Source organism: Chloroflexia bacterium SDU3-3, assembly GCA_009268125.1.
In the GTDB taxonomy this organism is placed as follows: domain Bacteria; phylum Chloroflexota; class Chloroflexia; order Chloroflexales; family Roseiflexaceae; genus SDU3-3.
Map to the genome: position 1 here is coordinate 419,035 of WBOU01000004.1, position 18,161 is coordinate 437,195.

Annotated in this window: 11 protein-coding genes and 1 pseudogene; 9 read left to right on the forward strand and 3 right to left on the reverse strand. The window is 67.2% G+C overall.

The genetic code is table 11. The annotated features are described in order from the left end of the window. The first annotated feature begins 69 nt into the window (after positions 1–69). From F8S13_09110 to F8S13_09145, 8 genes are all read left to right on the forward strand, one after another. Complete coding sequence (locus F8S13_09110; protein ID KAB8144035.1) at positions 70–3,279, forward strand: serine/threonine protein kinase; 3,210 nt, start codon at positions 70–72, stop codon at positions 3,277–3,279. Positions 3,280–3,316: 37 nt separating this feature from the next. Next, a complete protein-coding gene (locus tag F8S13_09115) occupies positions 3,317–5,461 on the forward strand; it encodes a hypothetical protein (GenBank protein ID KAB8144036.1) in 2,145 nt (714 codons plus the stop codon). Positions 5,462–5,482: 21 nt separating this feature from the next. Continuing rightward, the gene (locus F8S13_09120) at positions 5,483–6,697 is read left to right on the forward strand and encodes an argininosuccinate synthase (GenBank protein ID KAB8144037.1); all 1,215 of its coding nucleotides are present in this window, start codon (positions 5,483–5,485) and stop codon (positions 6,695–6,697) included. Between the two features lie 109 nt (positions 6,698–6,806). Beyond that, complete coding sequence (locus F8S13_09125) at positions 6,807–7,592, forward strand: transglutaminase family protein (protein KAB8144038.1); 786 nt, start codon at positions 6,807–6,809, stop codon at positions 7,590–7,592. Beyond that, a complete protein-coding gene (gene argJ / locus F8S13_09130) occupies positions 7,589–8,821 on the forward strand; it encodes a bifunctional glutamate N-acetyltransferase/amino-acid acetyltransferase ArgJ (GenBank protein ID KAB8144039.1) in 1,233 nt (410 codons plus the stop codon). The genes F8S13_09125 and argJ overlap by 4 nt, the downstream gene beginning before the upstream one ends. 288 nt (positions 8,822–9,109) lie before the next feature. Then, entirely contained in the window at positions 9,110–10,471 is a 1,362-nt protein-coding gene (gene argH, locus F8S13_09135) for an argininosuccinate lyase (protein ID KAB8144040.1), read from the forward strand. A 298-nt stretch (positions 10,472–10,769) separates the two neighbouring features. Further along, on the forward strand, positions 10,770–11,246 hold the full coding sequence (locus F8S13_09140) for a DUF454 family protein (protein KAB8144041.1): 477 nt from the start codon (positions 10,770–10,772) through the stop codon (positions 11,244–11,246). A gap of 77 nt (positions 11,247–11,323) precedes the next feature. After that, complete coding sequence (locus tag F8S13_09145) at positions 11,324–12,598, forward strand: esterase-like activity of phytase family protein (protein KAB8144042.1); 1,275 nt, start codon at positions 11,324–11,326, stop codon at positions 12,596–12,598. Positions 12,599–12,997: 399 nt separating this feature from the next. Here the strand turns inward: F8S13_09145 and F8S13_09150 are convergent, their stop codons facing one another. Further along, a complete protein-coding gene (locus F8S13_09150; protein ID KAB8144043.1) occupies positions 12,998–15,058 on the reverse strand; it encodes a S9 family peptidase in 2,061 nt (686 codons plus the stop codon). Between the two features lie 331 nt (positions 15,059–15,389). Beyond that, positions 15,390–16,208 carry an alpha/beta fold hydrolase gene (locus F8S13_09155; protein KAB8144044.1) on the reverse strand — a complete coding sequence of 273 codons (819 nt, stop codon included), beginning with the start codon at positions 16,206–16,208 and terminating at the stop codon, positions 15,390–15,392. Positions 16,209–16,554: 346 nt separating this feature from the next. Between F8S13_09155 and F8S13_09160 the strand changes: the two are divergent. Next, positions 16,555–16,710: pseudogene (locus tag F8S13_09160) on the forward strand (resuscitation-promoting factor RpfA). 267 nt (positions 16,711–16,977) lie between these two features. On the opposite strand, the gene F8S13_09165 reads toward F8S13_09160, so the two are convergent. Beyond that, positions 16,978–18,156 (reverse strand): thiolase family protein, encoded by a 1,179-nt coding sequence (locus F8S13_09165; GenBank protein KAB8144045.1) that lies wholly within the window; start codon positions 18,154–18,156, stop codon positions 16,978–16,980. Positions 18,157–18,161 lie beyond the last annotated feature (5 nt).

Sequence of the window (18,161 nt, forward strand, 5' to 3'; positions counted from 1 at the left end):
ATGCGCGGCGGCAGCGCCGCGCATGCCCAGCGACGTTTTTCACTTTACTGAACAGCAGAATAACGCACTATGAAGGGTATCCTGACCGCACAATCAATTAACCTTGAGCAGCTGAGGCACATCACCAACCAGAAGAATATTGTGGCTGGGACCGAGGACTATGCCGCAGGCCGCGTGACGATCGCCCAGGTGGAGGCCCAGGTCGCCACCCTCACCGTGGATGATCACCGCAGCGGCAAGCCCTACAGTGTCACCATCCGCAGTGGTGCCGATGGAACCATTGGCCTCACCTGCACGTGCCGCGAGGGATACCCATGGGTGGCCTGCCGCCACCGCTACGCCGCCGCGCTGGCCCTGCGCGACCACCTGACCGCCAATCCCCCGAAGGTCTGGCGCTACCTGATGGAGCACGCCAAGCCCGCCGCGCCGCGCCGATCCTCCACCAACAACGCGCTGATCCTCTTTAGCCTGATCGAACGCAACCCCAGCGCCTGGATTATCCAGCCCTACACGCTCAACATCCGCCACCTGGATGGCGTGGATCTGACCGACCGCGCGGCAGTGGCGGATAAGATCGTCGAGCTGAACATGGCGCGCGAGGCCAAGCCGCTGCGCTCGCGGGTGCAGCATAGCGCCTACCCCTACGCCAGCGAGGATGACATCACCGCCACCAATCTGGCGCTGGGCAACCCCTACGCGGCCTACGGCTACGCATCCAGCCGCGACAGCGGGGCCTTCTACCAGGCGGTGCTGCCCTACCTCAGCCGCTGCCTCAGCTTTATCGGCGAGGAGGGCGACCCCTTTCAGGCCCGGCTGGATGTGCGCAGCGAACCAGCCGCCATCCAGGCCGAGCTGAGACAGAGCCGCAAGGGCATCACGATTGTCGGGCAGATCCTGGTCGGCGGCGACACCATCCCGATCCAGCCCAACGCCACCTCGGTGCTGGCCCAAGACCCCATGTGGCTGCTGGTGGACACCACGCTGGTGCGCTTCCAGACGCCGCCGAGCGGCCTTGCGGCGACCCTGCTGGAGGAGCCGAGCATCCTGGTGCCGAGCGACGACGCCGAGGAGTTCTACGACCGCTACCTGCCCACCGTGGCCGCGCAGCTGCCCGTCAGCGGCAAGATGCTGGACTGGCGGGAGCAGGCGGAGAAGCCCCAGCCCCGGCTCTACCTGAGCGACCAGGACGGCCAGCTCCAGGGCGAGCTGCGCCTGGGCTATGGCCCCTACGAGGTGAGCTACGAGCGCCTGACGCCCTCCCACACGGTGCAGCGCGTGCCCGGCAGCACCCAGTTCACGCGCATCCGCCGCGACGCCGGGGCCGAGCACGAGGCGGCCAGCCTGCTGGGCAGCAGCGCGGGCTTCAAGAAGAGCACCGAGGCCAACATCTTCCCGCTGCGCGCCAACATGAACCCGATCGACTTCCTGCTGCACCAGGTGCCCAAGCTGGTGGAGAAAGGCTTTACGATCTTCGGCGAGAACGAGCTGGTCTCGGCCCGCGTGAACCGCAACAAGCCCTCGATCTCGTTCAATGTGACCAGCGGCATCGACTGGTTCGATGTCAAGGCGGTGGTGAACTTCGGCGATCTGACGGTGAGCCTGAAAGACATCCGCCAGGCGGTGCGCAAGCGCGAGCGCTACATCAAGCTGGCCGATGGCTCGATCGGCGAGATCCCCGAGGAGTGGCTGGCCCGCTACCGCCACCTGTTCGCCCACGCCGACTCGACCGACGGCGAGACGCTGCGCGTCGGCCAGAACAGCCTGACCCTGATCGACCAGCTGCTGGGCGAGGCCGACGGCGCCCAGGCCGATGAGGCCTTCCAGCAGCGCCGCGACAAGCTGCGCAACTTCCAGAGCATCGCCCCACACACCCTGCCCCCCGGCTTCATCGGCCAGCTGCGGCCCTACCAGAAGTTCGGCTACGACTGGCTGCACTTCCTGCAGGAGTATCACTTCGGCGGATGCCTAGCGGACGACATGGGCGTGGGAAAGACGATTCAGACCCTGGCCTTTCTCGAATCGATCTACCACGACGACAACAGCGCGCCCGCCAGCCTGATCGTGATGCCGCGCTCGCTGCTGTTCAACTGGCAGCGCGAGGCCGAGAAGTTCACGCCGGGCCTAGATGTGTATGTGCAGGCCGACCAGGGCCGTATCGCCGACCCCGCGCAGTTTGGCGAGCACAACCTAGTGCTGACCACCTACGGCACCATGCTGCGCGATATCGAGCTGCTGAGCCAATACGAGTTCCACCACATCATCCTCGACGAGTCGCAGATGATCAAGAACCCGCTGGCCGAGACATCCAAGGCGGCACGGCTGCTGCGCGGCAGGCACCGGCTGGCGCTCACCGGCACGCCAATCGAAAACACCACCATGGAGCTGTGGTCGCAGTTCGCCTTCCTTAACCCCGGCCTGCTGGGCAGCCTCGACTACTTCCGGCAGGAGTTCGTGAACCCGATCGAGCGCCAGCAGCGCGGCGAGACCTCCGACTTCCTGCGCAAGATGGTCTTCCCGTTCATCCTGCGCCGCACCAAGGACCAGGTCGCCACCGACCTACCGCCGCGCACCGAGCGCGTGATCGTATGCGACATGGAGCCAGCCCAGCTCAAGGTCTACAATAAGCAGCGCGACATCTACCGCGCCAAGCTGCTGGGCCTGATCGACAACGAGGGCATGGACGACGCCCGCATGCAGATCCTAGAGGGCCTGCTGCGACTGCGCCAGATCAGCAACCACCCCCGGCTGGTGGATGCCAAGTACAAGGGCGGCTCGGGCAAGTTCGAGCTGCTGTTCGAGACGCTCGACACCCTGCGCGCCGAGGGCCACCGCGCCCTGATCTTCTCGCAGTTCGTGCAGATGCTGGCCCTGGTGCGCCAGGAGCTAGATGCCAAGGGTGTGCCCTACGCCTACCTGGATGGCCAGACCCGCGACCGCCAGGAGCAGGTCGACCGCTTCCAGGGCGACGGCGCGCTGCCGTTCTTCTTGATCAGCCTGAAGGCCGGGGGCGTGGGCCTCAACCTCACCGCCGCCGACTACGTGATCCATGTGGACCCATGGTGGAACCCGGCAGTCGAGCAGCAGGCAACCGACCGCACCCACCGCATCGGGCAGGACAAGCCCGTGTTCGTGTACAAGATGGTGGCGCGCGGCACCGTGGAGGAGAAGATCCTCCAGCTCCAGGAGCGCAAGCGCGAGCTGGTGGCGCAGATCATCGGCGACGAGGGCGGCGTGTTCAAGTCGCTCACCCGCGAGGATGTCGAGGTGCTGTTCAGCTAGGGCCTCGGCTCTAGCGCCTAGGAGTGGGGGATATCAGATGACCTCATTGGCTTCGCATACCCACGCTGGCAGGCGAGAGATCAGCGCGGCCCAGCGATGGCGGCTGCTCGCTCCGGCTGCTGGCGCCCTGCTGCTACTGTCGCTCTGCGTGCTGTATGTGCTCAACGGCTACGCCACCATCCGCAGCATGGATGCGGACGCCGCAGCCCAGGGCAAGGCCATTATCAGCGGGCCGGGCGACCCAGCCCACCGCGACATCCCGCAGGCGCTAGCCATGGCCACCGGCAGCTGGTACGACGACGGCAGCTACATTGGCGAGGTGCACTGGTACCCATTTATGACGCCGCTGGTGGTGGCCTGGTACATGGTCGCCACCGGCGAGCCGCTCCAGTCGGCCTACCGCATCGGCTGCATGCTGATCAGCATGGCATCGCTGCCCGCGCTGGCGTGGCTGCTCTCGCGCTATGTAGGCCGCCTGGCATACCTGGCCCTAGCGGCGGCGCTGCTGCTCGCGCTCTACTGGCCGAGCAACAGCAACTACCCGGCGGGGTCGAGCATGGCCGCGTTCTTCCTGTTTCTGGGCCTCGCCGCATCGGCGTTCGAGCGCGTCGGGGCGGCGCGCTGCAATGGCTGGATGTTCGCCGCTGGCCTCTCGGCTGGCTGGCTGGCGCTGTGGCATGGTGCGTCATTCATCACGGCCAGCGCGGTGGTGGCGGCGCTGATGGGCTTTCGTGTGCTGGCGCGCTGGGGCGAGCAGCGCTGGCGGGCGCTGGGCGACCCCGCGCTGGCGGCAGCTGGCCTGGCGCTGGGCTGCGCGCCGCTGTTTCTGCCCCAGCTGCTGCGCTACGGCCACCTGCAGCAGGCCGATGTGGCTCGGCTGTTTATCAACCCGGTGCTCTATGGCGATGGCAAGAACACGGCGGCATTCCTGCAGCTTGAGCTGCTGCCCAAGGGCCTGGATGCGGCGCTGCCCGCTCTCTTCCTGATCACCCTGGCGGTGGCGCGCAGCAGGCGCATGTGGCTGCGCAGCGCCCCGCTGCTGATCAGCTATGTGCTGGGTGTGGGCCTGGGCCAGCTGGGCTTCATCATGAACGGCGCGGATTTCCCCTGGCTGGTGGCGCTGGCCAACCGCTTCATCCCGTCGCCGCCGCACACCTTCGCGTGGATCGCCATCACTGTGCTGATCGCCGCCCGCTGCGTGGCGGTGGCGCTGCTGCTGTTCTACGGCGTGGCCGGGCTGCGCTGGGCTGCGCGGCGCTGGGCCTGGCAGCCGCCGCAGTGGCTGCTGCCCACGCTGCTCTCGGCGGCGATGGTGGGCGGCTACGCCTGGCTGCTGGGCCATATGCCGAGCCAGGGCACGGGCCATATCGAGTATGCCGACCAGGAGCTTTTCCAGTTCGCCGAGGGCGTCTCGCGCATCGCAGGCCCGCAGCGCAGCGTCTACACCGCATCGTGGGCGGGCCAGCGCGAGATCTTCGACCTGATGCCCTTCAAGGTGCCGCTGCTGCACTCGCCGCTGCACAGCAACCCCTACCTCGACCAGCAGCACGTGCAGGATGAGTACTACCTGGGCACGCCGCCCCGGTTCGCCAGCAGCTTCAGCGAGGTGATCGAGCGCAACCACGTGGGCTACGCGCTGACCATGCCCGGCGAGCTGAACGTCACAGCGCAGCTGTGCGGCGGCCAGCCGGTGCTGCGCTCGGCGCAGGGCTACACGCTCTGGCAGCTGCACCCGCCCTGCCGCGTGCCCACATTCAGCGCCGCGCAGACCTCCGCGCCGGATGACCGACTTGGCCTGATCGCATCCGAGAGCGCCGCTGGGCTGACCATCCAGGGCCTGAAGCCTGGCGCAGCTCAGAGCTTCGTCAGCTTCCCTGCGGTGGATGTGCGCGGCGGCGAGATCGTGTCGCTCACCTTCACCGGCAGAATGAGCGGGCCTGCGGCGGAGAGCTGCCTCACGCCGCAGGCCGACTTCCTGTCGGGCGGGCGGCCCGACGGCACTATGTTCGTCAACTTTAGCTACCCAGCCGATGGCCAGATTGCGCTACAATTCTGGCTGGCCACACCCGTATCAACAACAACGATCACTCCCAAGCTCGGGTTCAGAAGCTCATGTTTTGACCATGGGCAGTCGATTGTTGTCGAGAATATACGTGTCGCCCATGAGGCGGCGCACCACTAACGCCAGAGGAGGATCCCCACCATGACCGAACGACCACGCGTTAAAAAAGTTGTCCTTGCCTACTCAGGCGGCCTCGATACCAGCATCATCGTGCCCTGGCTGAAGCAGAACTACGGCAACCCCGAGGTGGTGTGCTACTGCTCGAACCTAGGCCAGGCCGACGAGCTGACCGGCCTAGAGGAGAAGGCGCTGGCCAGCGGCGCGTCGAAGTGCTATGTCGAAGACCTGCGCGAGGAGTTCGTGCGCGACTTCCTGTTCCCTATGGTCCAGTCGGGCGCGATCTACGAGCGCCTGTACCTGCTGGGCACCTCGGTGGCCCGCCCGCTGATCGCCAAGCGCCAGGCCGAGATCGCCATCCAGGAGGGCGCTGACGCAGTGGCCCACGGCTGCACCGGCAAGGGCAACGACCAGGTGCGCTTCGAGCTGACGTTCATGGCCTTCGCGCCCCAGCTCAAGGTGATCGCGCCCTGGCGCGAGTGGAACATCAGCTCGCGCGAGGACGCGCTGGAGTACGCCGCCGAGTTCAACGTGCCCGTCACGGCCACGCTGAAGTCGATCTACAGCCGCGACCGCAACATCTGGCACATATCGCACGAGGGCGGCATCCTTGAGGATCCCTGGAACGAACCAGAGGAGGAGATGTACACGCTCAGCGCCTCGCCCGAGAGTGCGCCCGACACCCCCGAGTACGTCGAGATTCGCTTCGAGCAGGGCATCCCCGTCAGCATCGACGGCCAGAAGCTCGGGCCGGTGGCGATCATCGATCACCTGAACGCCCTGGGCGCGAAGCACGGCGTGGGCCGGATCGACCTGGTGGAGAACCGTCTGGTGGGCATGAAGAGCCACGGCGTGTACGAGACGCCCGGCGGCACGCTGCTGCGCGCGGCTCACCAGGGCCTGGAGCAGCTGACGCTCGACCGCGACACCATGCACTACAAGGACGTGGTGGCCCACCGCTACGCCGAGCTGGTCTACAACGGCCAGTGGTACACCCCGCTGCGCGAGGCGCTGCAGGTCTTCTTCACCGAGACCCAGCGCAACGTGACGGGCGACGTGCGCCTGAAGCTCTACAAGGGCAACGTCATCCTGGTTGGCCGCCGGGCCGAGAAGAGCCTCTACAACCCCGACATCGCCAGCTTCACCATGGGCGCGAGCTACAACCAGAAGGACGCCGAGGGCTTCATCCACCTGTTCGGCCTGCCGATCAAGGTCGGCGCGCTGGTCGAGGGCAAGTAGGCGCTACCATAGCTGCCAGCACGTTGGGGGGCTTTGCAAAGCCCCCCAACGTTCTTTCTTTTGGAAGGTCGACGGCGCTGTTCTGATGGCACGGCCAGAAGGAGTGCATATGCGGCTTACGGCAACCTGCACGATGTCGTTTGATGTGGCCTCGCCCACCCCCATGATCCTGATGCTCCGCCCGCGCAGCGGCCTCGGCCAGTGGGTCGTCGCCGAGCGCTACGAGCTGACGCCCTTCGCGCCGGTGGTGGAGTACACCGACGCCCACGGCAACCTCTGCCAGCGCATCACCGCGCTGCCGGGGCCGCTGGAGATCCGCACCCGCGTGGAGGCCGAGACCGCCGATCAGATCGATGTGCAGCCCGGCGCGCCCTTTGTGCCCGCCCAGGATCTGCCGCCGGATGCGCTCCAGTTCCTGCTGCCCAGCCGCTACTGCGAGTCGGACAAGCTGGGGGCGCTAGCCGCCGAGGTGGCGGGCGACGCCGCCCCCGGCTACGACCAGGCCGAGCGCATCTGCCGCTGGATCCACACCCAGGTCGCGTATCGCTACGGCGCCAGCGACGCCACCACATCCGCCGCCGACACCGCGCAGCAGCGCGTGGGCGTGTGCCGCGACTTCGCCCACCTGGGCATGGCGCTGTGCCGCGCGCTCAGCATCCCCGCCCGCATGGTGGTGGGCTACCTCCACCGGCTCGACCCCATGGACCTGCACGCGTGGTTCGAGGCCTACGTGGGCGGGCGCTGGTACACCTTCGACGCGACCCAGCCGGAGCCACGGGGCGGGCGAATTGTGATAGCCTATGGGCGTGACGCCGCCGATGTGGCGATGACCACCCAGTTTGGGCCTGCGACGCTCACGGCGATGCAGGTCTCTGTCTCAGGAGAGAATGAATGACCGCCCCTGCTGATATCGACTCGTTCCAGCTGGCCCCTGGTTTCCGCGCCAGCGCGGTGGCCTGCGGCCTGAAGACCAGCGGCGCGATGGCCGCCAGCTCGCTCGACATGGCGCTGGTGGCCGCCGACGGCCCCTGCGCCGCCGCTGGCCTGTTCACCACCAACCGCGTGAAGGCCGCCCCGGTGCTGTACGACCAGGAGACCCTGGCCGCCAACCCGGCGGGCATCCGCGCCGTGATCGCCAACGCGGGCAACGCCAACGCCGTGACCGGCGAGCAGGGCATGGCCGACGCCCGCCGCATGGCCGAGCTGGCCGCCTACGCCCTGCGCTGCCAGCCCGAGGATGTGCTGGTGCTCTCCACCGGCGTGATCGGCAGGCCGCTGCCGATGGACAAGGTGGCCCAGGGCATCGCCGAGGTCACGTCGCCGGTGGCCAACAAGGGCGCGGGCTTCGCGGCCCGCGCCGTGATGACCACCGACACCCGTCCCAAGATCGCGTCTGGCCAGTTCCAGGTGGCCGGGCAGGTTGTCACCGTCAGCGGCTTCGCCAAGGGCGCGGGCATGATCCACCCGAACATGGCCACCATGCTCTCGGTGATCACCACCGACGCGGCGATCGCGCCCGCGCTGCTTCAGGATGCGCTGGCCGGGGCCGTGGCTCGCAGCTTCAACCGGATCAGCGTGGATGGCGACATGAGCACCAACGACACCGTGCTGCTGCTGGCATCCGGCCTGGTGCCGGTGGGCGAGACGCCCGAGGCGCTGGCGCAGTTCGCCGAGGCGCTGGCCAGCGTGTGCGTGTCGCTAGCCAAGCAGATCGCAGGCGACGGCGAGGGCGCGACCCGCCTGATCGAGATCAGCGTCAGCGGGGCCGCCGACGAGGCCATGGCCCACACCGTGGCCGACTCGATCGCCCGCTCGCCGCTGGTGAAGACCGCCGTACACGGCGGCGACCCCAACTGGGGCCGCATCCTGGCCGCCGCAGGCTACAGCGGGGCCGAGATCGACCCGCAGCGCATCACGCTCAGCTTTGGGCCGCAGGGCCGCCAGATCACCGTGCTGCGCCAGGGCATGCCCGCCAGCTACGTCGAGCGCGAGGCCGCCGCGCTGTTCCGCGAAGACCCCGTGCTGATCAGCCTCGACCTGGGGCTGGGCCAGGCCGCCACCACCGTGTGGACCTGCGACTTCAGCAAGGAGTACGTGGAGATCAACGCGCACTACACGACCTGATATTTTCACCACGAAGACGCGAAGGCATGAAGGGAAAACCTGATACGCCTTCGCATCTTGCGCTCTAGCAACCGTAAAAGATTTTTTGCCTACCACCAAAACGCCGCTGTCATCTTTTGCAATTTGCCGTATGCCTGGCACTGCATAAGAACCCTATTGATGTGTCTGGTGTGCTTGGCGCTACGCCAAGCACACCAGGCACATCAGATGTAAGGTTCCTTGCTGCCGCAGGCGAAAAGAGACATCTTGGAGTCTTGGTGGTTATCTACAAAACGTTGGAGGAAAACCATGTGGGGAGGCCGATTCTCTGGCTCGCTCGATGAGCGCATGGCGCGCTTTCAGAACTCGTACCCGTTCGACTGGAAGCTTTGGGATGAGGACATCCGTGGCTCGCTCGCCTGGGCCAGGCAGCTGGCCGAGGCCAAGGTGATCACCCCCGAGGAGCGCGACGCGCTGCTGGCCGGGCTAGAGCAGGTGCGCGCCGAGTTCGCCGAGGGCCGCTTCCAGGCCCAGCCCAACGACGAGGACATCCATAGCGCCGTCGAGCGCCGCCTGGGCGAGCTGGCGGGCAGCGTGGCGGGCAAGCTGCACACCGGGCGCAGCCGCAACGACCAGGTGGCCACCGATGTGCGCCTGTGGGTGCTGGGCGCGATCGACCGCGTGGACGCCGCCGTGCGCCAGGTGCAGCAGGCGCTGCTGGCCCAGGCCGAGGCCGCAGGCGAGGCGCTGCTGCCGGGCTACACCCACCTCCAGCGCGCCCAGCCCATCCTGCTGTCGCACTGGCTGCTCATGTTCTTCTGGCCGCTCCAGCGCGACCGCGAGCGCCTGGCCGACTGCCGCAGGCGCGCCGCCGTGCTGCCGCTCGGCTCGGCGGCGCTGGCGGGCACCCCGCTGCGCATGGACCGTGGCGCGCTGGCCGCCGAGCTGGGCTTCGAGAACATCTCGCCCAACAGCCTGGATGGCGTGAGCGACCGCGACTTCGCCGCCGAGTTCCTGTTCAGCGCAGCCATGATCGGCATCCACCTCAGCCGCATCGCCGAGGACATGGTGATCTACAGCTCCAGCGAGTTTGGCTTTGTGACGCTGGATGACGCCTACTCCACCGGCTCCAGCATCATGCCGCAGAAGAAGAACCCCGACTCGATGGAGCTGACGCGCGGCAAGACGGGACGCCTGATCGGCGACCTGATCACGCTGCTGACGGTGCTGAAGGGCCTGCCATCCACCTACAACAAGGACATGCAGGAGGACAAGGAGCCGCTGTTCGACGCCGCCGACACCCTGGAGCTGACGCTGCCGGTGGTGGCCGGGGCCATCGCCACCGCCCGCTTCAACACCCAGAAGATGCGCGGCGCCATCGACGACGCCATGCTGGCCACTGACGTGGCCGACTACATGGTGGATCGCGGCGTGCCCTTCCGCGAGGCGCACAAGGTGGTGGGCCAGTTGGTGCGCGAGGCCGAGCAGCGCGGCGTGGGCCTCTCGGCACTGCCGCTGGAGGTGTACCAGGCCGCCCACCCCTCGCTAGGCGACGACATCCTGAGCATCTACGACCCCAGCCGCTCGGTTGCGGCCCGCACCGTGCCCGGCTCCACCGGCCCCGGCAGCGTGCGCGCCCAGGTGGCCCGCGCCAAGGCCGCGCTGAAGTAGGGCTAGGAAACAGGTTTTATCACCAAGGCTCCTAGGGTGGAAAAACTGCGGTATGGCATTGGGAAGCTGTAGGCAATGCTTGTAGCATGTGCCTCTCGCGCCCAATCACCGCACGAAAGCAGGGGTGGCGAGCAGATCGCCGCCCCTGCTTCTGCATCCACGCTTCCAAGGCAAAACGGGTGAGTCCGCCCTGATTCACATGGCCCGATGTTCAAACGTGTATACACCTCTATTCATCCTATGGATTGATTGTGCTTGGCGTTGACAAGCACAATCAATCCATAAAAAACGGTATCCCATGCTGCCGCAGGCCTTCAGCCGCTGGCTGAAGGACGCCCGCTGCAACAAAACGCGCGTGGCACTCGTCTTGAAGCATACAGAGAGGAGCGACGGACCAACCGGTAGCGAGGAGGAGAACGCCGCAATGAGACAGAACTGGATCGCTTGGCTCGCCAGGGGCCGTGTGCTGCGCCGCCCGATCGGGGTGCTGATGTTCGTGCTGGCCGTGATCGGCACCATCCTGCCGATCATGCCCACGTGGCCCTTCCTGATCCCCGCCATCGTGCTGCTGGGGCGGCGCGACCCCATGCTGCGCCACACCCACCTGATGCTGCGCCATGCCCTTCGCCGCATGCGCCGCGCCCGCGCCCGCTGGCTGCGCTCGCTGGGGCTGCGCGGCTCCGCCGAGTACGTGCGCGCCCGCCGCATGATCACCCCGATCATCCTGCAGGCCGAGCGCACATTCAGCGGCGGCACGGCGATAACCAGCCGTTAACCGCATCATAAAGCGCGAATAACGCGACCATGCTAGGCTCCCTGGTGTTTCCACCCGAACCCAAGGAGCTTTCTGGTATGTCTCGCATCCTCTCGCTGCGCGGAGTCGCGCTGGGCGCGCTGCTGCTGCTGGCGCTGCCCGCCATGCCCGCCGCCAGCGCCGACACCACACCCTACGTCACCCTGGAGGGCCGCGCCGTGCTGCCCGCCGACACCTTTGCGCCCGGCCCGCCCTCGGGCTTCGCGATCACCGGCAACACCAACGGGCGCAAGGCCCCCTTCGCCAGCCAGCCGGTGCAGGGCTTCAGCGCCGTGCTGCCCAACTGGGATGGCAACTGGCTGGCCATGGCCGACAACGGCTTCGGCAACAAGGCCAACAGCGCCGACTTCCGCCTGCGCTGGTACAGCGTGAAGACCGACTGGTCCACGGGCAGCGCCAGCGTGGCGGGCTACACCGAGCTGCGCGACCCCAGCCGCCTGGTGCCCTTCCCGATCGTGAACGGCGACCTCGACCGCGTGCTAACCGGCGGCGACTTCGACCCGGAGTCATTCCGCCAGCTGCCCGACGGCACGTTCTGGTATGGCGAGGAGTTTGGCCCCTACCTGCTGCACACCGACATGGCGGGCCGCCTGCTCGAAGCGCCCATCCCCACGCCCTACCCGGCGGCGCTCGCGCCCTTCGCCAAGGGCCTGCCCTTCATCCAGTCGCCGGACAACCCGGCGTTTCGCGGCATCGCCAAGGCCGAGGATCGCCTGAGGGCGGCCAACCTGCCCAGCAGCAAGGGCTTCGAGGGCATGGCCATGAGCAAGGACGGCAGCAAGCTCTACCCGCTGCTGGAGGGCGCGCTGATCGATGACCCCATCCGCACCCGCCTACTCATCCAGGAGTTCGATACGGCCAAGCGGCAGTACACCGGGCGCTACTGGTTCTACCCGCTGGCCGACGCGGCCAACGCCATCGGCGATATGACCGCGATCAACGACAGCGAGTTCCTGGTGATCGAGCGCGACAACGGCCAGGGCGCGGCGGCCACGTTCAAGCGCATCTACAGGGTCAACCTGGGCAGCTTCAACGCCGACGGTACGCTGAAGAAGGCCCTGGTGGCCGACCTGATGTCGATCACCGACGACCAGGGCCTGACCGCGCCCGAGGATGGATCGGTGGGCATGGGCCGCAGCTTCTCCTTCCCCTTCCAGACCATCGAGGATGTCTACCCGGTGGATGAGCGCACGCTGCTGGTGGTGGACGACAACAACTACCCCTTCAGCTCGGGCCGCCGCCCCGGCAAGGCCCCGGACGACAGCGAGTTCATCCTGCTGCGCCTGCCCGAGGCGCTGAGCCTCGACCGCTAGGCGCACAGCAGCAGAACGCGGCGCAGGGCGTATTTTTTGCCCTGCGCCGCGTTTTTGTTCTGTCTCCGTAGGGCGGCTTCCTCCACAGGGGTTTAAATCCCTCCCTCCCCGCCTTTTCGCGTCCACAATTATTTGCCGCTGTCCGCATAGAGGTGCGCTAAACGCCTGCGGCAGCGTGGAGCCTTTTCTTTTTATATGCACGATGCTTGGCGTTGCCAAGCATCGTGCATATAAGGTGGGGATGGGAAGAAGCGCAGAGATTACATGATCTGCTGGAGCTGCGCACGATAGGCAAATGCTGGAAGCATTGCCTACGGCACCCACGCCAAGGCCCCATCTCTCCCCTTGGAGCCTTGGTGTCTTGGTGGTAAAACGGTTCTCCCCTTCGCGCCTTCGTGGTTACGCATCCCCCAGCGGCTCATAGGGAGCGCCCAGCGCGTCGATCAGGAAGGCGTACTGCAGCGCATCCTCGCGCAGGTGATCGAAGCGGCCCGACGAGCCGAAGTGTCCGAAGCTCATGTTGGTCTTCAGCAGCACCAGGGTATCGCTGGTCTTCAGGGCGCGCAGCTTCGCGGCCATTTTGCTCGGCTCCACGTAGAGCACGCGCGGGTCATTCAGGCCAGATGTGAGCAGGATGTGCGGGTAGGCCTTGGCCTCCACATTGTCGTAGGGCGAGTACGAGCGCATGTAGGCGTAGAACTCGGGGTCGCCCGGGTTGCCCCACTCGTCGTACTCGGTCACGGTCAGCGGCAGGCTGGCGTCGCTCATGGTCGTCACCACATCCACGAACGGCACATCCGCGATCGCGGCGGCGAACAGGTCGGGGCGCATGTTCACCACGGCCCCGGCCAGCAGGCCGCCCGCGCTGCGGCCCTGCAGCGAGAGCTTGGCGGGCGCGGTGTAGCCCTGCGCCACCAGGTGCTCGGCGGCGGCGATGAAGTCGGTGAAGGTGTTGCGCTTGCGCAGCAGCTTGCCATCCTCATACCAGGCCCGCCCGCGCTCCGCGCCGCCCCGGATGTGGGCAATGGCGTAGATGAAGCCACGGTCCAGCAGGCTCACGCGCTTGGATGCGAAGCTCGGCTCGATGGTGATGCCGTAGGAGCCGTAGCCGTACAGGAGCGTGGGGTTTGCGCCGTCGCGGGCCAGGCCGCGCCGGTAGACCAGCGAGATCGGCACCTCGGCCCCGTCGGCGGCGCGGGCGGTGAGCCGCTCGCACACGTAGCGGCTGGCATCGTAGCCGCTGGGGATGGCCTCCTGCTTGCGCACCTGCCACGAGCGGTCGTCCATGCCGTAGTCCACCACCGATGCGGGCGTCACCAGCGAGCTGTAGGCGATGCGCAGCGTGGCCGTGGCGTACTCGGGGTTGGCGGTGGGCGAGACGGTGTAGACCGGCTCGGGGAAGGCGATGTCGTAGCGCTCGCCGCCGTTTGGCCACACGCGGATGCGGCGCAGGGCGTCCTCGCGCTCGTAGAGCACCAGGTGGTCGCGGAAGGCATCCACGCCCGTGAGGAACACATCGGCGCGGTTGGGCAGCAGCTCGCGCCAGCCCTCGGGGTCGCCGTCCACCGGCAGCTCCATCAGCCGGAAGTTCTGCGCATCCTCGTTGGTGACGATCAGAAAGCGCTGACCCTGGTGCTCCACCGTGTACTCCACGCCGCTCTGGCGCGGGCGGATGACGCGCAGCTCGGACTCGGGCTGGTCGGCGGGCAGGTAGCGCACCTCGGCGGTGCTATTGCTGCGCAGTTCTAGCAGCACGTAGGCCCCGCTGCGCGTGCGCTTCACCTCGGCGAAGTAGGCCTCATCCGGCTCGTGGTAGACCAGCACATCGCCCGCCGCGTCGTCGCCCACGGTGTGGCGGAACAGCTTGTAGGGGCGCTTGGCCGCATCCAGCACGGTGTAGAAGATCGTGCGGTTGTCGCTGGCCCAGGCCACGCCGTAGTAGGTGCGCGGCACCTGGCCCGCCAGCAGCTGGCCGCTGGCCAGATCCTTCACGCACAGGGTGTACTCCTCGTCGCCAGCGAAGTCCACCGAGTAGGCCAGCAGCCGCTGGTCGGGGCTGGGCGCGTACACGCCGATCTTGCAGAACTCGCGGCCCTCGGCCAGCTCGTTCTGGTCGAGCAGCACCTCCTCGGCAGCCTCGGGGCCACGCCTGCGGCAGTAGAGCGGGTACTCCCTGCCCGGCACGTAGCGGGTGTAGTACAGGAACTCGCCGCGCCGCTCGGGCACCGAGCTGTCGTCCTCTTGGATGCGGGCGCGCATCTCTTGGTAGAGCTGCTCCTGGAGCGGGCGGGTGTGGGCCAGCGCGGCCTCCAGGTAGGCGTTCTCGGCCTCCAGATAGGCGATCAGGTCGGGGCTGGTCTTCTCGCGCATCCAGTCGTAGTTATCGATGCGGGTCTCGCCGTGCTGGGTGATCGCGTGCGGGATCAGCTTGGCCACCGGCGGCTGGGGATTCTGTGCCATAGAAAAGCGCTCCTTCTGCGGAAACTATCGCCCCATTATCGCACGAGGCCGGCCAGCCGCCATCGGGCGGGGTGCGGAGGGGAGACCGTTTTACCACCAAGGCGCGAAGGCACGAAGGGAACAAAAAAGACGAATACCACGAAGGCGCGAAGGGGAGAAACGTTTACCACCAAGACACCAAGGAACAAAGGGATGCATACCACAAAGGCGCGAAGAGGATAAGAAAAAGCTGTTTTACCACCAAGACGCCAAGAAAAAATATGTCTTGAAACGATGATCGCGGCGCATCTGCGCCCTTGGAGCCTTGGCGTCTTGGTGGTAGATACATGCGCTAGGCCAGGAACTGCTCGACCAGCCGCGCGAAGGTATCCGGCTGCTCCATGCTGATCATGTGGGCCGCGCCCACCACCTCCTCGTAGCGCGCATTGCCGATATGCTGCGCCACCAGCTTGGCGATAGTGCGGAACTCGGCCTGGTCGTGCGTGCCGACCATCACCAGGGTGGGCTGGCTAATGTCTCCCAGCCGCGTGATCGCGGGCGGCTCCAGATCCAGCGCCTCCTCGCCATCGGCGGGCGGCAGCACAAAGGCCAGGCGCTGCATCTCGGCCACCTTGGCGCGGATATCGGGCGGCACCGCACCCGCGTCGCGGCCCACGCCATCCACCCACATGCGCATGTTCAGCTCCACCGCGCCATCCACATCGTCGGCAGCCAGCAGCGCGTTCTCCTGCGCGAAGAACTCGCGCATCGCAGGCGTCTCGAACACGTAGCCGCCCAGCGCGGGCGCCACCAGCACCAGCCGCGAGACCAGCTCGGGGTGGGCCAAGGTCAGGTCCAGCGCCACCGCCCCGCCGAACGAGGCACCCACCACATCGGCGCAGGCCACACCCAGCGAGCGCAGCAGCTCGGCCATGTCGTCGTGGAAGGTGAATGTGCCGGGGGCGTGGGCCGACAGGCCAAAGCCGCGCATGTCGCAGCGGATGACGCGGCGGCTGTCGGCCCAGCGCGCGGCCTGCGCATCCCACATACGGCTGTCGGCCACCCCGGCGTGGATGAGCAGCAGCGGCTCGCCCTGGCCGCTCACCTCGAAGAAGATCTGCGCCCCGCTGATCGGCGCGTAGCCCTGGATAGGCTCAGATGTCACAGGCATGCCTTTCGATAAAAGAGAAAAGGGGAAGTCGGGCCATTATAGCGGGCGGGGCGCGATCATCCATCGGCCATTGTGTTGGGATGTCGCCCGCATCGAACGCCGTAGGGGGCGGTCTCATGTCCGCCCACGATGCGGGCACCGTGCCGCGCCGTGAACGCCATGTATTTCATCGATGTAGGGGTGGATCTTGTGTCCGCCCACGATGTAATTCATCGCGTGCATCGCACCGCGTGGGATCGTTCCACCACCGCGTGGGATTGTTCCATCACCGCGTGAGATCGTTCCATCACCGCGTGAGATCGTTCCACCACCGCCACAGATCGTTCCACCACCGCCACAGATCGTTCCACCACCACCGCAGATCGTTCCACCACCACCGCAGATCGTTCCACCACCACCGCAGATCGTTCCACCACCACCGCAGATCGTTCCACCACCACCGCAGATCGTTCCACCACCACCGCAGATCGTTCCACCACCACCGCAGATCGTTCCACCACCACCGCAGATCGTTCCACCACCACCGCAGATCGTTCCACCACCACCGCAGATCGTTCCACCACCACCGCAGATCGTTCCACCACCACCGCAGATCGTTCCACCACCACCGCAGATCGTTCCACCACCACCACAGATCGTTCCACCACCACCGCAGATCGTTCCACCACCACCGCAGATCGTTCCACCACCACCACAGATCGTTCCAACCACCGCCACAAAAAGGCGGGGCGGCATCGTGCCGCCCCGCCCCATCCAGCGTGCCCACGCCCTAGCCAGCCAGCTCGAACACCCCGGCAGCCCCCATGCCGCCGCCCACGCACATCGTCACCATGCCGTAGCGCCCGCCGCGCCGCCGCAGCTCGGCCAGCAGCTGCACGGTCAGCTTGGCCCCGCTGCAGCCCAGCGGGTGGCCCAGCGCGATCGCGCCGCCGTTCACGTTCACCTTCTCCGGGTCCAGCTCCAGCCCGCGCATCACCGCCAGCGACTGGGCGGCGAAGGCCTCGTTCAGCTCGATCAGATCAAGCTCCTGCGCCGAGATCCCAGCCAGCTCCAGCGCCTTGGGCACGGCGGCCAGCGGCCCGATGCCCATCAGCTCGGGGGGCACGCCGCCCACCGCGAACGAGACGAAGCGGGCCAGCGGCACGAGGCCCAGCGCCTCGGCCCGCTGGCGCGACATCAGCAGCAGCGCCGCCGCGCCGTCGCTAGTCTGCGAGGCGTTGCCCGCCGTCACCGTGCCGCCTGCGGCGAACACCGGGCGCAGCTTGGCCAGCGCCTCGGCGCTGGTATCGCGGCGCGGCCCCTCATCGGTGTCGAACACGCCCGACTCGCGGCGGCGCTCGCCGCCCTCGAACCAGACCCGCTCCACCTCCACCGGCGCGATCTCGTCGCGAAACAGCCCGGCCTCGATCGCCGCCAGCGCCCGCTGGTGCGAGCGCAGCGCGAAGGCATCCTGATCCTCGCGGCTCACGCCATACTTCTTGGCCACGTTCTCGGCGGTCAGGCCCATGCCCAGGTACACATCCGGCGTCACCTCGGCCAGCTCGGGGTTGGGCGTATAGTTGAAGCCGGTCATCGGCACCTGGCTCATGCTCTCGGCCCCGCCCGCCAGCATCACCTCGGCCTGCCCGGTCATGATCTGGTTGGCGGCCAGCGCGATGGTCTGCAGACCCGAGGCGCAGAAGCGGTTCACCGTCTGGCCGGGCACCTCGTGGGGCAGGCCCGCCCGCAGCGCCGCGATCCGGCCCAGGTTGAGGCCCTGCGCGGCCTCGGGCATGGCGCAGCCCATCATCACATCGTCGATCTGCTTGGGGTCCAGCCCCGGCGCGCGGCGCAGCGCCTCGCGGATGGCGGCAGCGGCAATATCGGCGGGGTGGGTATCGCGCAGCGCGCCCCGGCCAGCCTTGGCCACGGCGGTGCGGGCGGCAGAAACAATCACAGCTTCACGCATTGGTG